Annotated in this window: 16 protein-coding genes; 8 read left to right on the forward strand and 8 right to left on the reverse strand. The window is 61.5% G+C overall.

Features of this window, described 5'->3' with window-relative positions; genetic code table 11:
* Nucleotides 1-63: 63 nt before the first annotated feature.
* A complete protein-coding gene (locus D3Y59_RS09890; RefSeq protein ID WP_162910674.1) occupies nt 64-795 on the reverse strand; it encodes a DUF4397 domain-containing protein in 732 nt (243 codons plus the stop codon).
* 397 nt (nt 796-1,192) lie between these two features.
* Between D3Y59_RS09890 and D3Y59_RS09895 the strand changes: the two genes are divergently transcribed.
* The gene (locus D3Y59_RS09895) at nt 1,193-1,603 is read left to right on the forward strand and encodes a hypothetical protein (RefSeq protein ID WP_119444906.1); all 411 of its coding nucleotides are present in this window, start codon (nt 1,193-1,195) and stop codon (nt 1,601-1,603) included.
* A 92-nt stretch (nt 1,604-1,695) separates the two neighbouring features.
* Here the strand turns inward: D3Y59_RS09895 and D3Y59_RS09900 are convergent, their stop codons facing one another.
* Complete coding sequence (locus tag D3Y59_RS09900; protein WP_119446416.1) at nt 1,696-2,238, reverse strand: DinB family protein; 543 nt, start codon at nt 2,236-2,238, stop codon at nt 1,696-1,698.
* Nucleotides 2,239-2,460: 222 nt separating this feature from the next.
* On the opposite strand from D3Y59_RS09900, the gene D3Y59_RS09905 reads away from it, so the two are divergent.
* Together D3Y59_RS09905 and D3Y59_RS09910 are read left to right on the forward strand one after the other, a co-directional pair.
* On the forward strand, nt 2,461-3,660 hold the full coding sequence (locus D3Y59_RS09905; RefSeq protein WP_119444907.1) for a pyridoxal phosphate-dependent aminotransferase: 1,200 nt from the start codon (nt 2,461-2,463) through the stop codon (nt 3,658-3,660).
* Between the two features lie 100 nt (nt 3,661-3,760).
* Nucleotides 3,761-4,267, forward strand: a complete 507-nt coding sequence (locus D3Y59_RS09910; protein WP_162910675.1) for a hypothetical protein — start codon at nt 3,761-3,763, stop codon at nt 4,265-4,267.
* Nucleotides 4,268-4,348: 81 nt separating this feature from the next.
* On the opposite strand, the gene D3Y59_RS09915 is transcribed toward D3Y59_RS09910, so the two are convergent.
* On the reverse strand, nt 4,349-5,392 hold the full coding sequence (locus tag D3Y59_RS09915) for an NAD(P)-dependent alcohol dehydrogenase (RefSeq protein WP_119444909.1): 1,044 nt from the start codon (nt 5,390-5,392) through the stop codon (nt 4,349-4,351).
* Between the two features lie 97 nt (nt 5,393-5,489).
* Between D3Y59_RS09915 and D3Y59_RS09920 the strand changes: the two genes are divergently transcribed.
* Nucleotides 5,490-5,792: a DUF3817 domain-containing protein gene (locus D3Y59_RS09920; RefSeq protein ID WP_119444910.1), complete on the forward strand. Its 303-nt coding sequence runs from the start codon at nt 5,490-5,492 to the stop codon at nt 5,790-5,792.
* A 121-nt stretch (nt 5,793-5,913) separates the two neighbouring features.
* Here D3Y59_RS09920 and D3Y59_RS09925 read toward each other — a convergent pair whose 3' ends face one another.
* The 3 genes from D3Y59_RS09925 to D3Y59_RS09935 all read right to left on the reverse strand — a co-directional run bounded on the left by D3Y59_RS09925 (nt 5,914) and on the right by D3Y59_RS09935 (nt 8,008).
* Complete coding sequence (locus D3Y59_RS09925; RefSeq protein ID WP_119444911.1) at nt 5,914-6,597, reverse strand: DUF1990 domain-containing protein; 684 nt, start codon at nt 6,595-6,597, stop codon at nt 5,914-5,916.
* Nucleotides 6,584-7,159 carry a DUF1990 domain-containing protein gene (locus D3Y59_RS09930; protein WP_119444912.1) on the reverse strand — a complete coding sequence of 192 codons (576 nt, stop codon included), beginning with the start codon at nt 7,157-7,159 and terminating at the stop codon, nt 6,584-6,586. Before D3Y59_RS09930 ends, D3Y59_RS09925 begins: the two co-directional genes overlap by 14 nt.
* Before the next feature lie 195 nt (nt 7,160-7,354).
* Complete coding sequence (locus D3Y59_RS09935) at nt 7,355-8,008, reverse strand: dienelactone hydrolase family protein (protein WP_119444913.1); 654 nt, start codon at nt 8,006-8,008, stop codon at nt 7,355-7,357.
* 158 nt (nt 8,009-8,166) lie between these two features.
* Between D3Y59_RS09935 and D3Y59_RS09940 the strand changes: the two genes are divergently transcribed.
* The 4 genes from D3Y59_RS09940 (at nt 8,167) to D3Y59_RS09955 (ending at nt 14,136) form a co-directional block, all read left to right on the forward strand.
* Nucleotides 8,167-8,706 carry a hypothetical protein gene (locus D3Y59_RS09940; RefSeq protein ID WP_119444914.1) on the forward strand — a complete coding sequence of 180 codons (540 nt, stop codon included), beginning with the start codon at nt 8,167-8,169 and terminating at the stop codon, nt 8,704-8,706.
* A 101-nt stretch (nt 8,707-8,807) separates the two neighbouring features.
* Nucleotides 8,808-10,358 (forward strand): serine hydrolase, encoded by a 1,551-nt coding sequence (locus D3Y59_RS09945; RefSeq protein WP_119446417.1) that lies wholly within the window; start codon nt 8,808-8,810, stop codon nt 10,356-10,358.
* Between the two features lie 98 nt (nt 10,359-10,456).
* The gene (gene nfi / locus D3Y59_RS09950; protein ID WP_119444915.1) at nt 10,457-11,146 is read left to right on the forward strand and encodes a deoxyribonuclease V; all 690 of its coding nucleotides are present in this window, start codon (nt 10,457-10,459) and stop codon (nt 11,144-11,146) included.
* 452 nt (nt 11,147-11,598) lie between these two features.
* The gene (locus D3Y59_RS09955; RefSeq protein WP_119444916.1) at nt 11,599-14,136 is read left to right on the forward strand and encodes a DUF5916 domain-containing protein; all 2,538 of its coding nucleotides are present in this window, start codon (nt 11,599-11,601) and stop codon (nt 14,134-14,136) included.
* A 6-nt stretch (nt 14,137-14,142) separates the two neighbouring features.
* Here D3Y59_RS09955 and D3Y59_RS09960 read toward each other — a convergent pair whose 3' ends face one another.
* Entirely contained in the window at nt 14,143-15,027 is an 885-nt protein-coding gene (locus D3Y59_RS09960) for a glutamate--tRNA ligase family protein (protein WP_205590817.1), read from the reverse strand.
* Between the two features lie 34 nt (nt 15,028-15,061).
* Nucleotides 15,062-16,246 carry an efflux RND transporter periplasmic adaptor subunit gene (locus tag D3Y59_RS09965; protein WP_119444917.1) on the reverse strand — a complete coding sequence of 395 codons (1,185 nt, stop codon included), beginning with the start codon at nt 16,244-16,246 and terminating at the stop codon, nt 15,062-15,064.
* Nucleotides 16,247-16,283: the final 37 nt, after the last annotated feature.

Below are 16,283 nucleotides of genomic sequence, written 5' to 3' on the forward strand. Positions count from 1 at the left end.
GCAGCTGCCCAGTTCGCGCTTCGGGCGCAAGGCACTTTGGTTTGCCAGGCAAGCGGGTTGTGCTTACTGATCCTCGATTACATCGAAGGCCAGCTGCTCGGTGGGGGCGGCACTGGCTTCGGTGGAGCCACGCAGCACCAAGGAATACGTTTTGCCCGGCTCGAGCGCGGCGCTTTGCACAAACAACGGTGCCTGTGGGTAGGCGGCGCGCGTTACGTTGAGCCGGTACGTGCGGGCATCCACGGCCTGGTAGCCGGTTACGGCACCCCAGGCCACCTCGGTGTAAAACGCCGTGCTGGTTTGCCGATCTTCGATGCGCACGGGCGTAGACTGCGAAGCAATGTTGACAACCCGAATGTGCGCTTTGCCGGCTACCGGGGCGGGCACGGCAGTTGCTTCTTCTACCACCAACGCGGTATGGTGCAAGCTACCAGCAGTGCGCGTAAACAAGGAGTAGCGCTTGCTCTCGGCAATGGGCAAAGCGCTGAACTGCACCCACTGCGTACCGCCGCCCGATGCCGAGGGCAGCATAATCTGCACGAAATGCTCGCCGGCCGCTACCGGCTGGTAAGGCGTGGCTTTGCCCACGGCCGCTCCGGGCCCTACGGTTTTGCCGCCTACGTACAGCTGTATTTCGCCCGCAACGGGCTGGCTGGCAGTGAGGTTGTTGACGATGCGCACGTAACCTTGCGGAGCGGGTTTGGGCGCGGGCGCATCCGATTTGTCGGAGGAGCAGGATTGGCCGAGCAAGGCAGCGGCACCGAGGGTAGTCAGGTACAGTAAACGAGTGTTCATAGCAAGTAAAAGGATAGAAACATGCATGGCTGGTAGCCGGCGTAAGGTTGGCAAGCACCGGGCCACAACCTCGGCTATGCGTAACCCAACGGCCAATGCCAAGCAAAAGCACCTGATTATGAAGCAATAATAATTTATATGCTATATAAGATAAATCTACCCCGTAGTCCAACCTCTTGCCCCCCTGGTACCTAGGCAACCTTGGCGCGGGGCGATTTACCTAGGGCACCCGGCGTCGGTGAAGCTAGCCGACAAATACACCTGCTACTCATGCACCGCGCGGCGCCCAGCCGACCCCTGTACCGCGTTCTGCCGTAGAACTACGCAACCGCGCCCCCGCACATTGCGGCGGCCACCACTCGCGGCACCCTACTCCCACAACCTTTCACCCATCATTATGAAGAAGACCCTTTTCCTTGCGCTGGCCGCCGCTGCGTTCAGCTTTGCCTCGTGCACGCAAAACGAGAACTCGGCCGAGCAGCGCACCGTGCAAGACAACACCGACGGCACCGCCGAGGGCGCCCAGCCCGCGCCCGGAACCACCGCCGACCAATCGGGCGACGGACCGGCCAGCATCGAGGGCACCGACCAGACCACTACCAACAACGGCTCTTCTATTTACGGCGGGCCCACGTCGCGGGCATCTACCCCAGGCAGTGCCACCTCTACCACGGGCCGCACGGCTACTACTACCAGTGGCTCGGCTACCTCGGGCAGCACCGCCAGCGGTAGCGCAACCGGTACGGGCAGCGGCACAACATCGGGCACCACTACGGCGGGTACTGGCACGGCCACTACGGCTCAGTAACCAAGCGGCTACGGGCATTAGCCAAGCGCAACACCGCAACAGCCAAAGCGTCTTCCTAACCGAAGCGCCTTTGCTGTTGCAGTGTTGCGCTTCTAATGGATACTCTCATGCCCGGCGCTGGCTTGCAGCACCCGCGCCGTAACGAGCAGTTGCCCTAGGTGGCGCATGGTGTGCTCGGCGGCGTGCACCAACAGGCCCAGTACCGTGGAGGGTAGTTGCGCCCGCCCCACGCCGCGCGTTTCTGTGAGGGTGGCGGGGTCGGTAGCCTGTAGCTGCTGCAGGGCCAGCTTTACTTGCTCATCGAACGCTTGCAGCAGCTCGGCGGTGCTGGCGGTGGCTTGCTCAGGGTTGCCTTCGGCCCTTAGGTAGGCAAGCTGGGCAGGGCTAAGCTGCTCGGCGCGGGCGTAGGTAAGCAGGCGGTCGAGCACGCCGGCGAGGTGCTGCAAATGAAAACCTACCGAGGCCACGCCGGCGGGCCGGTGCCACAGCAGCGCATCAGGAAAATTCAGTAACGCCGCTTCAAGCTCTTCGCGGGCTTGCAGCAGGGCGTGCGCCACGGGTTGAAGCAGCGCAGGCATATTGGGCAAAGGGCCGCGCAGCCAGACTTCGGGCGGGGTAGCAGCAGGAGTATTCATGGGGCGTAACCGGTAAGTGATGCGCTTGTTACCGCGCTTGCAGCACCAGAGTTGCACCTTAGCTGGTACCCCAAAAAAGCATTCAAACCGGTTGTTCCTTTTCTTGTGCGGCCAAACCAAGCCATGTAAAGGCAAACTTCGGAGGGGCATTCTGAAGCAAACATGAAGACATAGCTGCCGTTGGGCTTTCGGTGCGGGTGGTGGCGCTGTATTTTTGTGGTTATGCTCCAAGTTTCTTCGCGCGGCGTGGCCATGCCCATGTCGCCTTACCGCAAGCTTACGCCCTACGCCGATGCCGCCAAGGCCCGTGGCACCAAGGTATACCACCTCAACATTGGCCAGCCCGACATCGAAACGCCGCCTGAGGTAATGGCCGCGGTGCAGCAAGCCAATATTCGGGTGCTGGAGTACAGCCACGGCGCGGGCAACCTGAGCTACCGACACAAGCTGGCGCAGTATTACCAGCGGGTTGGCATCGAGGTAGCGGCTTCAGAAATCATCGTAACGGCGGGCGGCTCGGAGGCTATTTTGTTTGCCTTCCTGAGCTGCCTGAACCCCGGCGACGAGGTGATTGTACCGGAGCCCTACTACGGCGCCTATACAGCGTTTGCCATTGCGGCCGGCGTGCACATCGTGCCCGTTACGGCGCACATCGAAACCGGCTTTGCCCTGCCGCCCATTGCTGAGCTGGAGGCCCGCGTTACCGAACGCACCAAAGCCGTGCTGCTCTGCAACCCCAACAACCCTACCGGCTACGTGTACACGCGCCGCGAGCTGGAGGAGCTGCTGGCATTGTGCGAACGGCACCACCTGTTTCTGCTTTCCGACGAAGCTTACCGCGAGTTTTGCTACGACGCGCCCTACGTTAGCGCCTTGCACCTAGGGCCGGCTGCCGAGGAGCACGTGGTGCTGCTCGATACCATTTCGAAGCGCTACAGCGCCTGCGGGGCGCGCATTGGCGCGTTGGTAACAAAAAACAAAGCCGTGTACGATGCGGCCTTCAAGTTTGCGCAAATGCGCGTGAGCCCGCCCGGCCTGGCGCAACTGCTGGGCGAAGCCGCCGCCGAGCTGCCCGAGACGTACTTCGACCACACCAAAGCCGAGTACCAAACCCGCCGCGACCGAATGGTGCAGCGCCTGCAAGCCATGCCCGGCGTGCAGTGCCCCGTACCGGGCGGCGCGTTCTACGTAATGCCCAGCCTGCCCATCGACGATGCCGAACGCTTTGCCAAGTGGCTACTCGAGGAGTTTGAATACCTAGGCCAGACGGTTATGCTTTCGCCGGCTACCGGTTTCTACGCCACGCCCGGCATCGGCCGGCAAGAGGTACGCTTGGCCTACGTGCTGAATTTGGAGGCCATTGATGCCGCCATGGAATGCCTGGCCAAGGCGCTGGAGGTATACCCTGGCCGGCAGCAGTAGCCAGCCACCTAGGCGCACAAAGAATTGCGTGCTTATGCGCCCGAAGCCCATGCGTGCGTTGTAACTTCGGATGCTCCCCTACTTACCGCTTTCCATGCCGTTGGCTCGTTTCGCTTTCCTTCTTCCGTTGGGCCTAGGTCTGCTGCTCAGCAGCGCCACTTTGCCCACGCCGCCTGCTTCCCGCTACCAACTCACGATGCGCCTCAACGGCGGGGCCATCGTTACCGATTCAATCGGCTCGCGCTTTACGGCCTCCAGCGGGGCCGGCAAGGTGCTCACGCTGTCCATCGTGCGGGCTGATTTTCCGGACGATGTTGGCTTGTCAATCCTCGTTGATGAGTTTAAGCCGCAGCCCGGCGTTTACCGGTTCAAGGAAATCCTAAGCGGGCACGTGCGCGAGGCCTATTACCGCGCCGACGACGTAACCGCCGAATCGAAAGCCTGCGGGGTAAACGACGGCGAAGTGCGCATCACGGCCGTGGATACCAAAGCCCACACCCTCACCGGCACGTACCGCGCGGTGCTGTGCCAAACCAACAGCAGCCGGGCCAAAGCCAAGCGGCTAACCTTGGAGGGAAATTTTCATTTTCCTTACGAAGTGCGCTAGCCTTTTCGGTATTCGAAAAAACAAAACGGGCGGCTCCCTGATCTAGGGAGCCGCCCGTTTTTGCATAGGCCATCCGAGAGCTTACAACGTAGCCAAGTCTATCACGAAGCGGTACTTCACGTCGGCTTTCAGCATGCGTTCGTAGGCTTCGTTGATGTAGTCCATCGAAATTACCTCTACATCGGCCGCAATGTTGTGCTCGGCGCAGAAATCGAGCATTTCCTGCGTTTCCTCAATGCCGCCAATCAGCGAGCCGGCAATGCGGCGGCGCTTGGCAATGAGGTTGAAGGCATGGAGCTGCGGCGCTTCGGGCGGCACGCCGAGCAAAATCATGGTACCGTCGCGGCGAAGCAGGTTTACGTACATGCCCATATCCAGCGGCGCCGATACGGTGTTCAGGATGAAGTCGAAGTAGTTCGACACGCCCTTGAGCGCGGCCGGGTCTTTGGTCACCACAAACTTGTGGGCACCTAGGGCTTCGGCATCGGCTTGCTTGTTGGGCGAGGTGCTGAGCACCGTAACCTCGGCGCCCATGGCGGCCGCCAGCTTCACGGCCATGTGGCCCAGGCCGCCCAGGCCCATTACGCCAACGCGGTGGCCCTGGCCTACCTTCCACTGGCGCAGCGGCGAGTAGGTGGTAATGCCGGCGCACAGCAGCGGCGCCACGCCCTCGAGCGGCAACGATTCGGGCACGCGCAGGGTGTAAGCTTCGTCCACCACAATCAGCTTGGAGTAGCCGCCGTAGGTGGGCGCGCCGGTGTTTCGTTCGCGGCCGTTGTAGGTGCCCACAAAGCCTACTTCGCAGTACTGCTCGAGGCCCTCTTTGCAGCTTGGGCAAGTGCGGCACGAATCGACCATGCAGCCCACGCCGGCCAGGTCGCCGGGCTTAAACTGGCGCACGTGTTCCCCTACTTTGGTTACGCGGCCCACAATTTCGTGGCCGGGCACCATCGGGAAGATGGAGCCGCCCCATTCGTCGCGCACCTGGTGCAAATCGGAGTGGCATACGCCGCAGTACAGAATATCGATCTGCACATCGTGCGGGCCCACTTCGCGGCGCTCAAACTCAAACGGCGCGAGCGGAATATTAACCGCCGGCGCTGCGTAGGCTTTGGTTGGTTGCATTGCTTGGAATAAGAAGTTGATCGAGGTCTGTCAAAAGTCAGCCACAAAGGAAAGGGAAGACGGTAACTTCGCGGCTTGGGTTATTGTTGGCCTTGATATGCAGAACTCCGGTTTGTTTTCTTCTACCCTAGGTCGCCTGCGCGTGGCGGGCTTCCTCGAAGGTTTGTCGTTTTTGGTGCTGTTGGGCATTGCCATGCCCCTCAAGTACCTCATGGGCCAGCCCGAAGCAGTTAAGCACGTGGGCATGGCGCACGGCCTGCTGTTTGTGCTCTACGTGTTGCTGCTGATTATGGCCACTATTGAGCACAGCTGGTCGGTGCGCAAAGCTGCGCTGGGCTTCGTGGCCTCGCTGGTGCCTTTCGGCACGTTTTGGGCCGATAAGAAGCTCTTTCGGGAATAGCCGATTGGTGGCGGATAGTAGCGCGGACTTTGGCTACGCCGACCTTCGGTTGTAGTTCGCGTCCCCGGATAGTAATTTCTAATCGTTGTGGATGATTGAGTTTACTATCTGCGGACGCGGACTACAAAGTTCGCACTACGGCTGTTTCGGATGCACCTTGCCGCAACTGCGCAATTACCTGCTCGCGCATGCGCCGCATCGACTCACGGGCAAACTTGCGCTGCAACATGCGCCCGAACAGCTTGAAGCCGATGCGGTAGAAGAAGTTTTGGATGCGGTCGGGCTGCGAGTAGGCTTTCACCTGAAACCGCACGCGGCCGGTGCGCAGCTGCTTGTGCACGGTAAAGGTGATTTCGCCCTTTTCGAAGTGGCCCTCGAGGGTGCGGTAGTTGTAGCCCCACACCTGCTCGGGGCCGTCGTCGGGCGAAGGAGTGCGCTGCTCGTCGATGACGCCGCCAATGCGCACGCCAAACCAAAACGTGAACCCCAGAAACTGCCCGCGCAGCAGCATCACGCGCTCGGCCAACGGCTGCTCCGGCACGAAGATGCCGGTAATCAGATCGGGCGGCGGAAAAGAGTAGTTCAGCAGCACTTGCTTGGCCGCCTCAAAGCTGCCGCCGGCCACGGGCGGGCCCGGCGGCTCGGCAGGTAAGTCAGTGCCGTAGTCATCGAGCTGCCAACCGGTTTCGGAGGTGTACTCGTGTACGCGCTCCAAGTCGTAGTTTACTTTGGCCTTGCCGTAGGCCTCGAGCTGCGTGCGGTACTGGTGCCAGGCCGGTACGCCCGTGGGGTTAGCTGCGCTCATGGTGCTCCTTGCGCTTTTCGGCACCGTCGTGCTCGGTGGTATCTACTTGCACCGGACCTAGGGCTTGGCCGCCGCTCTCTTCGGCTACGCGCTGGCAAAACGTAACCCAGGTTTGCTCCTGCACCTGCTTGCCCACGCCGAGGGTGCCGTAGGCAAAGGCCACCAGCCCATCGCGCGCGCGGGCTTTGGAGTGAATTTCGAAACGCAACACATCGGGCTGGTTGGGCAATTGGCGCAACGAAAACCGAATGTGGCCGGCTTCGGGGTGGCCTTCGAGGGTCAGCAGCTCGAAGTGCTGTTTGCCTGCTTCGGTTACGCGCACCGAGCCATTCCAAGGGCCCAGAATTTTGATGTGAAATTCGTCGCCCACGTGCAGGCCGTGCTTTTCGCCCTTTTCCTTGTGAAACTCGGCCAGCAGGCCCGGCGAGTATCGCTCAATGTTGCACTGAATGTCGTGCATGAGGGCGGCGGCGGATTGCTTCGGATGGGCTATATCGATGTAGTAGCGCCGCTCTGTAAAAGGCCCGGCGCCCTGTTCGGCGGTTTGCGGATTCTGAGACATATGTGCAGCCCCTGCCCGGGGAAGGAACACGGCAGGTGCTTTGCTGAAAACGATGCCCGCCAGCCGGAGGTTAGCTCGGGCGCCGGCGCGGCGGCTACACCTAGGTGCTGTAGTTGCTGAGCAGGCAAGTGGGCCGCCTCCGATTGATTTTCGAACCGAGAAGTCTCGGGCCCTACCAAGATTGTGCGCCGTTGCTCAGCGCAGGTAACGCGTACACCAATTCACGGCCAAATCGGCTACTTCCTCGAGGGCGCCGGGCTCCTCAAACAAGTGCCCCGCGCCTTGCACCACCCGCATTTGGCACGGGCCACCTAGGGCATCCATGGCTTGTTCGTTCAGCCCAATTACGGGCCAATCCTGCCCGCCCACAATCAGCAGCGACGGCGCCGAAACGCGGTGCAGGGCGGGCAGCACCAAATCGGGGCGGCCACCGCGCGAGATTACCGCGTGCACCTGCGAGCCGAGCTCGGCCGCCGCGCGCATGGCTGAAGCCGCGCCCGTGCTGGCCCCAAAGAAGCCCAACCGCAAATCGTGAAGGCGCTGCTCGCGGCGCACCCAGCTGGTGGCACCTAGCAGGCGGCGCGTCAGCAAATCAATGTCAAACCGAGCCTCAAAGTGCTGGTCTTCTTCGGGCGTCAGCAAGTCGAAAAGCAACGTAGCAAAGCCGGCTTTTTGCAGGCGCTGGGCTACAAATCGGTTGCGCGAGCTAAGGCGGCTGCTGCCGCTGCCGTGCGAAAACACGACAATGCCGGAGGCGCGAGCGGGTACCGTCAGGTCGCCGAGCAAGGTAGCTTGCGGCAGCTCCAGCCGTACTGCCGTGGTAGTCGGCGTAACTACTGATGAATTCATGCGTGCAGAGAGAAGGTACCCGGCTTTACGCAACGGCCGCCAAAAGGTGCCGGGCCGCGGCAGAGCAAGTGCGTTTCGAAACGCGGTTTTTCCGAAGTCAGAGCGCAATAGCGCGGCGCCACTTTTTCAGCTATTTTTCCGGAGTAAAGCCCGCCGCAGTGCCTCGTTATACCTCCTTCGACGCCAATGCCACCATCAACGGCGAGAGCATACGCTCGTTGCTGGCCGGCTTGCGCGTGGCCAACCACGGCCCGGAGCTGCTGGCGCGCCACGGCATTGCCGAAAACCCCGAGCCCGGCAAGTGGTACCCCATGCAAGCCTGGCTCGATGTGCTGGCCGATGTAGAAGCCAAATTTGGCGCCGAAACGCTTTACAGCATCGGGCTGCAGGTCGTCGACCACAGCCAATTTCCGGCTTCGCTGCACACGCTTGCGCAAGCCATGCGCGGGCTCGACCTCACCTACCGCACCAACGTGCACGGCCACAACATGGGCTACTACCACGTGGCGCGCGAGGCCGAGCGCGAGCTGGTGCTGCACTGCCGCACGCCCAACCCCGTGCCGTTCGACCTAGGGATTATTACCGGGCTGGCCCGCCGTTTTAAACCCGCCGATGCCGTGCGCGTGAAGGTGGAGGTGGAGCCCGAGCGCCCCGTACCCACCGATCCGCACCTCACCGCTTTCAGCATTCGGTGGTAACGCGGCGGCCATCCGAACCCGGGCCTTATTTTTACCTGCGGCAGTTCTGTTGCGCAAGCGCTGCAGTGCTGCTGCCACACCTCTTTTTTACCTTCTTCCTGATGCGTACTCGCTTTATCAAGCCACTACTCGGCGGCTTGTTTGCCCTGGCCCTAGGTGGCGCGGCACCGGCCACGGCCCAAACCGCTTCGGCCCCCAACCGCTTCGTTGCCGATTCGCTCGATCGGTACATTCAGCGCGGCATGCGCCAATGGCAAATTCCGGGGCTGGCCGTGGTGGTGGTGAAAGATGGGCAAGTGGTGGTCAGCAAAGGCTACGGCGTGCGCGACCTTGCCAAGAAAGAGCCCGTTGACGACAAGACGCTGTTTTTGATTGCCTCGAACAGCAAGCTGTTTACCGGCACGGCCCTGGCCAACCTCGAGCAGCAAAAGAAACTCTCGCTCAACGACGCAGCCACCAAGTACCTGCCCGGTTTTCAGCTCTACGACCCCACGAGCACGCAGCTTACCACCGTGCGCGACTTGATGGGCCACCACCTCGGCACCAAAACCTTCCAGGGCGATTTCGCTTTCTGGGATTCCAACTTCACGCGGGAGGAAATCATCGAGCGCATGCGCACGCTGAAACCCGTGTACCAGTTTCGGCAGGATTACGGCTACTGCAACGCCGGTTTTCTGGCCGCCGGCGAGATTATCCCGAAGGTAACGGGCGGCACCACCTGGGAGAATTACGTGGAGCAAACCATGCTGAAGCCCTTGGGCATGAGCAACACTTACATGCTGACGGCCGGCTTTGCGCAGCGCCCCAACATTGCCCTGCCCTACTCCAATGCCTACGGCCCGCTGGCCGTGCTGCCCATCGACCAGATCGACAACCTAGGGCCGGCGGGCAGCATGGTATCGAGCGTGAGCGACTTGGCCAAGTGGCTGCAGTGCCAACTCGACAGCGGCAAGTACCAAGGCCAGCAGGTGCTGCCCTGGGCCGCTGTGCGCCGCACCCGCGACCCCAACACCCTGATTTCGACGCGCAAATCCTCGTTGTTGCCCGAGCACTTCCGCACCTACGGCCTCGGCGTGTTTGCCGCCGACTACAACGGCCGGCAGGTGTACTGGCACACGGGCGGCGCCACCGGCTACGTGAGCAATACTTGCTTTGTGCCCGAGGAGCGCCTGGGTATTGCCGTGCTCACCAACCAAGATAACCACAGCTTCTTCGAGGCCCTGCGCTACCAACTGCTCGATGCCTACTTGGGCATGCCGTACGTCGACCGCAGCCGCCAGCTGTGGAACCGCAGCCAAGCCGCCCGCGACGAAACCCGCCAAAACATTGCCCAGCTGAACGCCCGCGTAGCCAAGAAAAATAAGCCTGCTGTGGCGCTGAAAAACTACGCCGGCCAGTACACGCACCCGGTTTATGGGCCCATCACCATCGAGGCCAAAGGCAAGCAGCTAATGCTCCGCTTCAGCCGCCACCCCGAGCTGCGCGCCACCCTCGACTACATGGATGCGCAGGATTTCCGGGCCACGTACTCCAACCTCACCTATGGCATTTACCCGGCTACGTTCGTGGTTGATAACGGCCAGGTGAAATCGGTGGAGCTGCGCGTAAACGACGGCATCGACCAAGACCCGTACGTGTTCACGAGGGGGTAATTAGCCTCTGCTTCACAGGCAACAACAACCAACCTAGGGCCGGTAGCAACACGCTGCCGGCCCTAGTTGCGTATAGCCGCGTACCAACCGCTCCGCTTATGGCTTACTACCGCCCCTACCACCCGCCCGCCGACCCTGCTTTGGTACGCCAGCTCACGCAGCAGCAAAACGAAATGCGTGCGCGGCAACGTATCGAGCCGCTGGCTACGCCGCCAAAGCTTATTGCCGGGCTCGACTCATCGTTTCCGACCGAGGACACAATTCTGTCGGTGATTGTGGTGCTCACGTACCCGGGGCTGGAGCTGGTAGAAAAGGCGTACAACTACGGGCCCGTGGATATGCCTTACGTGCCGGGCTTCTTGTCCTTCCGCGAAGCGCCCAATCTTATTCATGCCTTTGCCAAGCTGCAGCACCAACCCGATGTGCTGATGGTAGACGGCCACGGCTATGCTCACCCGCGCCGCATGGGCATCGGCGCGCACATTGGTATTTTGCTCGACAAGCCCAGCCTAGGCGTAGCCAAACAGGTGCTTACTGGCCAGTACCCCGAACCCGCGCCCGAAAAGGGCAACGTAACGCCGCTTACCGACAAGAAAACCGGCGAACTGATTGGCGAAGTGGTGCGCATGAAAGACCGCGTACAACCCGTGTTTGTGTCGCCGGGCCACCGCCTGGACCAAGCCGGTGCCACTGCCCTGGCCCTAGGTTGCGCAGGCGGTTACAAGCTGCCCGAGCCCACCCGCCTTGCCGATTTGTGGGCGGCTAAGTTTAAAAGCGAGGTACTGTAATTAACTACTTGCTGCTGATGCGCCGCGGCGCAGCCCCGCCTGTTGCCGGTGGGCCTGCGCAGTCTGCGGGCCCGTTACCGCTTTAGCCCTAGGTGAAACGCCCTATTGCGCTACCCAAGAGCATGCCTCTGGGGTGCCGAAGCGAAGCTTTGCAAAAAAATATTGCAGCAGCCTGTAACCTTGGTGCCGAGGCGAAGTTTCCACCGCCGAATTACAAAACACCCTGTTTTGCTTGCCGCACCTACCAGTAGCCGCGGCCGCATGTGGTGGTATTTTCTAGCTCCCGACGCTGCCACCCCGGCAAGTGGCGCCGCCGGCTGTAGTACCTAGCTCAGGTACATGTTTGCTCCACCTTTCTGGTCGTTTTTCAGCGCAGCTATGCTGTTGCAGGGCAGCGCCTTGCCTTTGCCCTACCTCTTGCCAACCCTTCTCTCACCCGAACCCTGAGTGCTATGTCTTTTACCTCTACGCTGCGCGTTGCCTGTTTGCTTTTGGTGCTGGGCCTAGGTGCCCGGCAAGCTGCTGCGCAAACAGCGGCCACCACGGCGGCGCCTAAGCGGCAGCTGCAAGCCGTGCGCATCAGCGAAGCCCTGAAAATGGATGGCGTGCTCGATGAAGCGGTGTGGCAGCAGGCACCCGTGGCTACCGACTTTGTGCAGCAACGGCCCAACCCCGGCGTGCCCGAAAAGCAGAAAACCGAGGTGCGCGTGCTCTACGACGACGCCAACCTGTACGTGGGCGCCATCATGCACGACGTATCGCCCGACTCCATTCTGCGCGAAATGACCGCGCGCGACCAGTTCGGCAACTCCGATATCTTCTCGATGTTTCTCGACACCTACCACGACCAGATCAACGGCTACAACTTCACGGTAACGCCCACCGGCGTGCAGCTCGATGCGCGCTACTCGCCGGCCGTGGGCGAAGACTGGAACTGGAACGCCGTGTGGGAAAGCCGCACCGCCATCCGAGGTACCGACTGGGTGGCTGAAATCCGAATTCCGTACTCGGCCATTCGCTTCAGCAACATGCCCGAGCAGCTGTGGGGCCTCAACTTTGCCCGCCAGCGCAAGCGCGACAACGCACAGTTTTTTTGGAACGAGGTAAAGCCCGCCATCAACGGCTTTGTAAACCAGTGGGGCACCTTGCACGGCGTGCGCGACGTGAAGCCGCCGCTGCGCCTCTCGCTGACGCCCTACGTGTCGGGCTACGTGAACGACAACCCCTTGAACGCGGAGGGGCAACGGCGCACCACGACTTCGTTCAACGGCGGGGCCGACGTGAAGTGGGGCATCAACGAGAGCTTTACCCTGGACGCTACGCTGGTGCCGGACTTCGGGCAGGTGCAGAGCGACAACCAGGTGCTCAACCTCTCGCCCTTCGAGGTACAGTTCGCCGAAAACCGGCAGTTCTTCACCGAAGGCACCGAGCTCTTCAACAAAGGCAACTTGTTCTACTCGCGCCGAGTGGGCGCCACGCCCATCGGCTTCTACGACGTGCAGGCGGGCGACAACGAGAAGATCCTCCGCAACCCGGCCGAAACGCGCCTGCTCAACGCCACGAAGATTTCGGGCCGCACGCGCCAAGGCTTGGGCATTGGTGTGTTCAACGCCCTAAGCAACGACGTGTACGCTACCGTGCGCAACGAGGAAACGGGCGAAGAACGGCAGGTGAAAACCCAACCCTTCAGCAACTACAACATTGCTGTGCTCGATCAGTCGCTGAAAAACAACTCCTACGTTTCGCTCATTAATACCAACGTAACGCGCTGGGGCCAAACCTACGACGCCAACGTAACGGGCGGCTTGTTCCGCTTCAACGACAAAACCAACACCTACGCACTCGATGGCGGCGTGGTGTACTCGCGGCGGCGCGGCAACCGTTTCGGCTCCGAGGAGCAAATCGACGACCGCGACGGGTTTAAGTACGAAATCGGCGTTGGTAAAATCAGCGGTACCTGGACGTGGGGCCTCAACCACCGCATCGAATCGGACCGCTACAACCCCAATGACTTGGGCATCTTGTTCGGCAACAACAACATTACGCAGTCGTTCGATTGGGGCTACCACAAGTACAAGCCTTTCTGGAAGGTCAACAACTTCCACATCTTCGGCCAAGCCCGCTACTCGCTGCTCTACAAGCCCACCCGCTACCAAAACCACAGCTACTACCTAGGGGCCAACACGGTATTCACGAAGAGCTTCCTGCAAGTGGGCTTTGATATGAGTGTCGACCCGAAAAATCACGACTTCTACGAGCCGCGGGTGTTTCCGCTGGGCAAGTACTACGTGCAGGTGCCCGGCAGCACGTTCTTTCTCGCCTTCTTCAACTCCGATACGCGCAAGAAATTTGCCTTGGGCATGAACGCCGGCATCCGCGGCTATGCCCTCGACGACCACCTCGCCCGCCCGCGCCGGGCCCGCTACCAGTTTGGCGCTTACCCGCGCTACCGCGTCAACGACCACCTCACCTTCCGCTACTCGCTCGATTGGAGCCTGGGCCAAAACGAGATTGGCTACGTGAACGGGGGCATGGACGCGGGCGAGCCGCTGGACGAGCCGTTCGTGGGGCAGGTGGTGCTGGGGCGGCGCAACGTGGTGACGGTGTCGAACGTGGTGCAGATGGCCTACACCTTCAACAACCGCATGTCGTTTACGCTGCGCACGCGCCACTACACCAGCAACGTGCGCTACCGCGATTTTGCGCGGCTAGGAGAAGGCGGGCAGGAGAAGCTCATCGACTACCGCCGCAACCGCGACAACACCTACAACGCCTTCAACGTGGATGCGGTGTACTCCTGGTGGTTCGCGCCCGGCTCGCAGGTGAGCTTGGTTTGGAAAAACGCCGGCAACACCTTTTTGCAAGCTGAGCAAGCCACGCCGCTGTACTTCGACAACCTGAACAACACCATCAATACCCCGCACAACAACTCCGTCTCCATCAAGGTGCTGTACTACCTCGATTACCTTACGCTGCGCAAGGGCCGCTAGCACTGCCTAACCCAAAGCCTGCTGCAGCGCTTTTAACGACTCGCCGGCCCCGGCGGGCAACTGGAGCAACCGGGCCACTGCCTCGTACACGGGCTGTGGCCCGGTTGCCGCGTTTAGCACACCGCGGTCGAGGGGTTGCTGCTGCGACTTGCTGAGTTTACGGCCTTCGGAGTCGGTTAGCAGTGGGTGGTGCAAAAACTGAATGCGCGCGGCGCTGAAAGCGGTGGTTTCGGGCAGTTGTTGGGCTAACCACAATTGCGCGGCAGTGCTGGGCAGCAGGTCTTGGCCGCGCACAATGAGCGTGGTACCTAGGCGCAGATCGTCGGCAATAGAGGCCAGTTGATACGCCACCACCGCATCTTTCTTGCGCAGCACAAAATCGGGCATGGCGGCGCCTAAGTCGAGGCTGCTGGTACCTTGCCAGCCATCGGCAAAACTTACGGTGGTACCAGGCGGCACTTGCGCCCGCCACGCCGCGCCGGGTTGGTCGAGGTCGACCGGGATTTCGAGGCCGTTGGTGCGCGAGCGGGTGCTGGCGTGCAACAAGCCGGGCACCAGGCGCAGGCGCCGGAGCAGGTAGTTGTACGCGGGTTGGTGCAGCAGCTGCGAGTAGTGGCGCAGAAAGTCGTCGGGGCCGGTGGGGCCGTGGTCGTAGTCGAGGCCAAGCCACTCGATAGTGCGGAAGATGCTCTCGAGGTACGCGCGGCGCAGGCGGTTGCGGTCGAGGTCGTCGATGCGCAGGTGCAACGTGCCGCCGGCGCGCCGCACGAGCAGCCACGTCAGCACAAAATTTACGGCATTGCCTAGGTGCAAATAGCCGCTTGGCGTGGGTGCCAGGCGCGACACCACCTTCCGCGTTTCGGCGGAGTTTGGCGCAACAACAAATGGCAAACGAGCAGCCCTCATGCCCCGAACTTACGCAGCACTACTCTTCGGCCGTGTTTTTCAGCTTACCCAGTAGGCTGTAGGCGCCCGTGGTTACCACTTGCGTTTCGGCCGTAACGGTAGCGGGCAGTACTACCGGCACCGTACCGTTTTCGACGGCGCCAGCACGGCGCACCTCCACCATGCGGTAGCGGGCTTGGGCCGGATTGGGCTGTACGAAAATGTAGCTCCGGCCTTCGAAATCGACTACGGCCGCCTCGGGCAACGCGGGCGTGGTGGCTTTTGGTTGGCCGGTTTCGGTTTGGATGGCGGCGCGCACAAACATGCCCGGCAACAAGGCCGGGTTGTCTTCCACGTCGGGGTGGGCGTGCACTGTTACGGTGCGGGCTTCGGGGTCGACGGCACGGCTTACCAGCGTAATACGGGCCGTGTGTTCGGCACCGGCTGAGTCGGACGCGAGCGTGAAGCGCAAGGGCTGGCCCATCTTGACCCTAGGTGCGTCTTTCTCAAACACCGTCAGTTCTACGTGCAGGTGGGTAGGGTCAACGAGTTCGGCCACCGGCTCGGTGGAGGTTACGGTTTGGCCCGTGGTGGCGCGCACGTGGCGCACAAACCCGCTAATGGGCGCCCGCAACTCGGCCGTAGTAGCCATGGCCCCGCTAGCCCGAACCGGCAAGCCCGCTAGGCGCAGCCGTGCGGCCAACGCATCGCGCTGCGCCTGCAAACTGCGGTATTCGGCTTGGGCACGTTGGTAGTTTTTGGCCGGAGCTACTTCTTCCTGCACCAATTGGCGTTGGCGCTCCATCTCGGCGCGGGCGTACTCGAGTTGGCTAAGCACTTGGCGGTAATCCTGCTGCACCTGAATAAACTCGGGGTTGCGCACCACGGCCACGGCCTCGCCTTTGCGCACGTGGGCACCCGGCAACAACGGCAGCCGCTCGATATAGCCGCCCAAGGGCGCACTCAGCACCACTAGGCTTTGCGGCGGTGCCTCCAACGAGCCGTTTACGCGCAGCACACCCGCCGCCGATTGGTAGCTGACACGGCCCGTGCGCACGCCCGCTACGCGCAGCTCATCGGCGCTGAGATGCACTTCTTTTTCGGCAACGGGAGCAGCTTCGGTGGTAGCAGCTTGCTCCTGCGGCTGCTCGGCCGGCGCGGAGTTGCAGGCACCTAGGGCTGCAAGCAGCAAGTAGCGGAAGTATGAAGTTGAGCGGTGAAGCATGGAAAGTTGATGAAATGTTGTGCGATGCAGCGCCGTA

This window comes from Hymenobacter oligotrophus (assembly GCF_003574965.1).
GTDB lineage: Bacteria > Bacteroidota > Bacteroidia > Cytophagales > Hymenobacteraceae > Solirubrum > Solirubrum oligotrophum.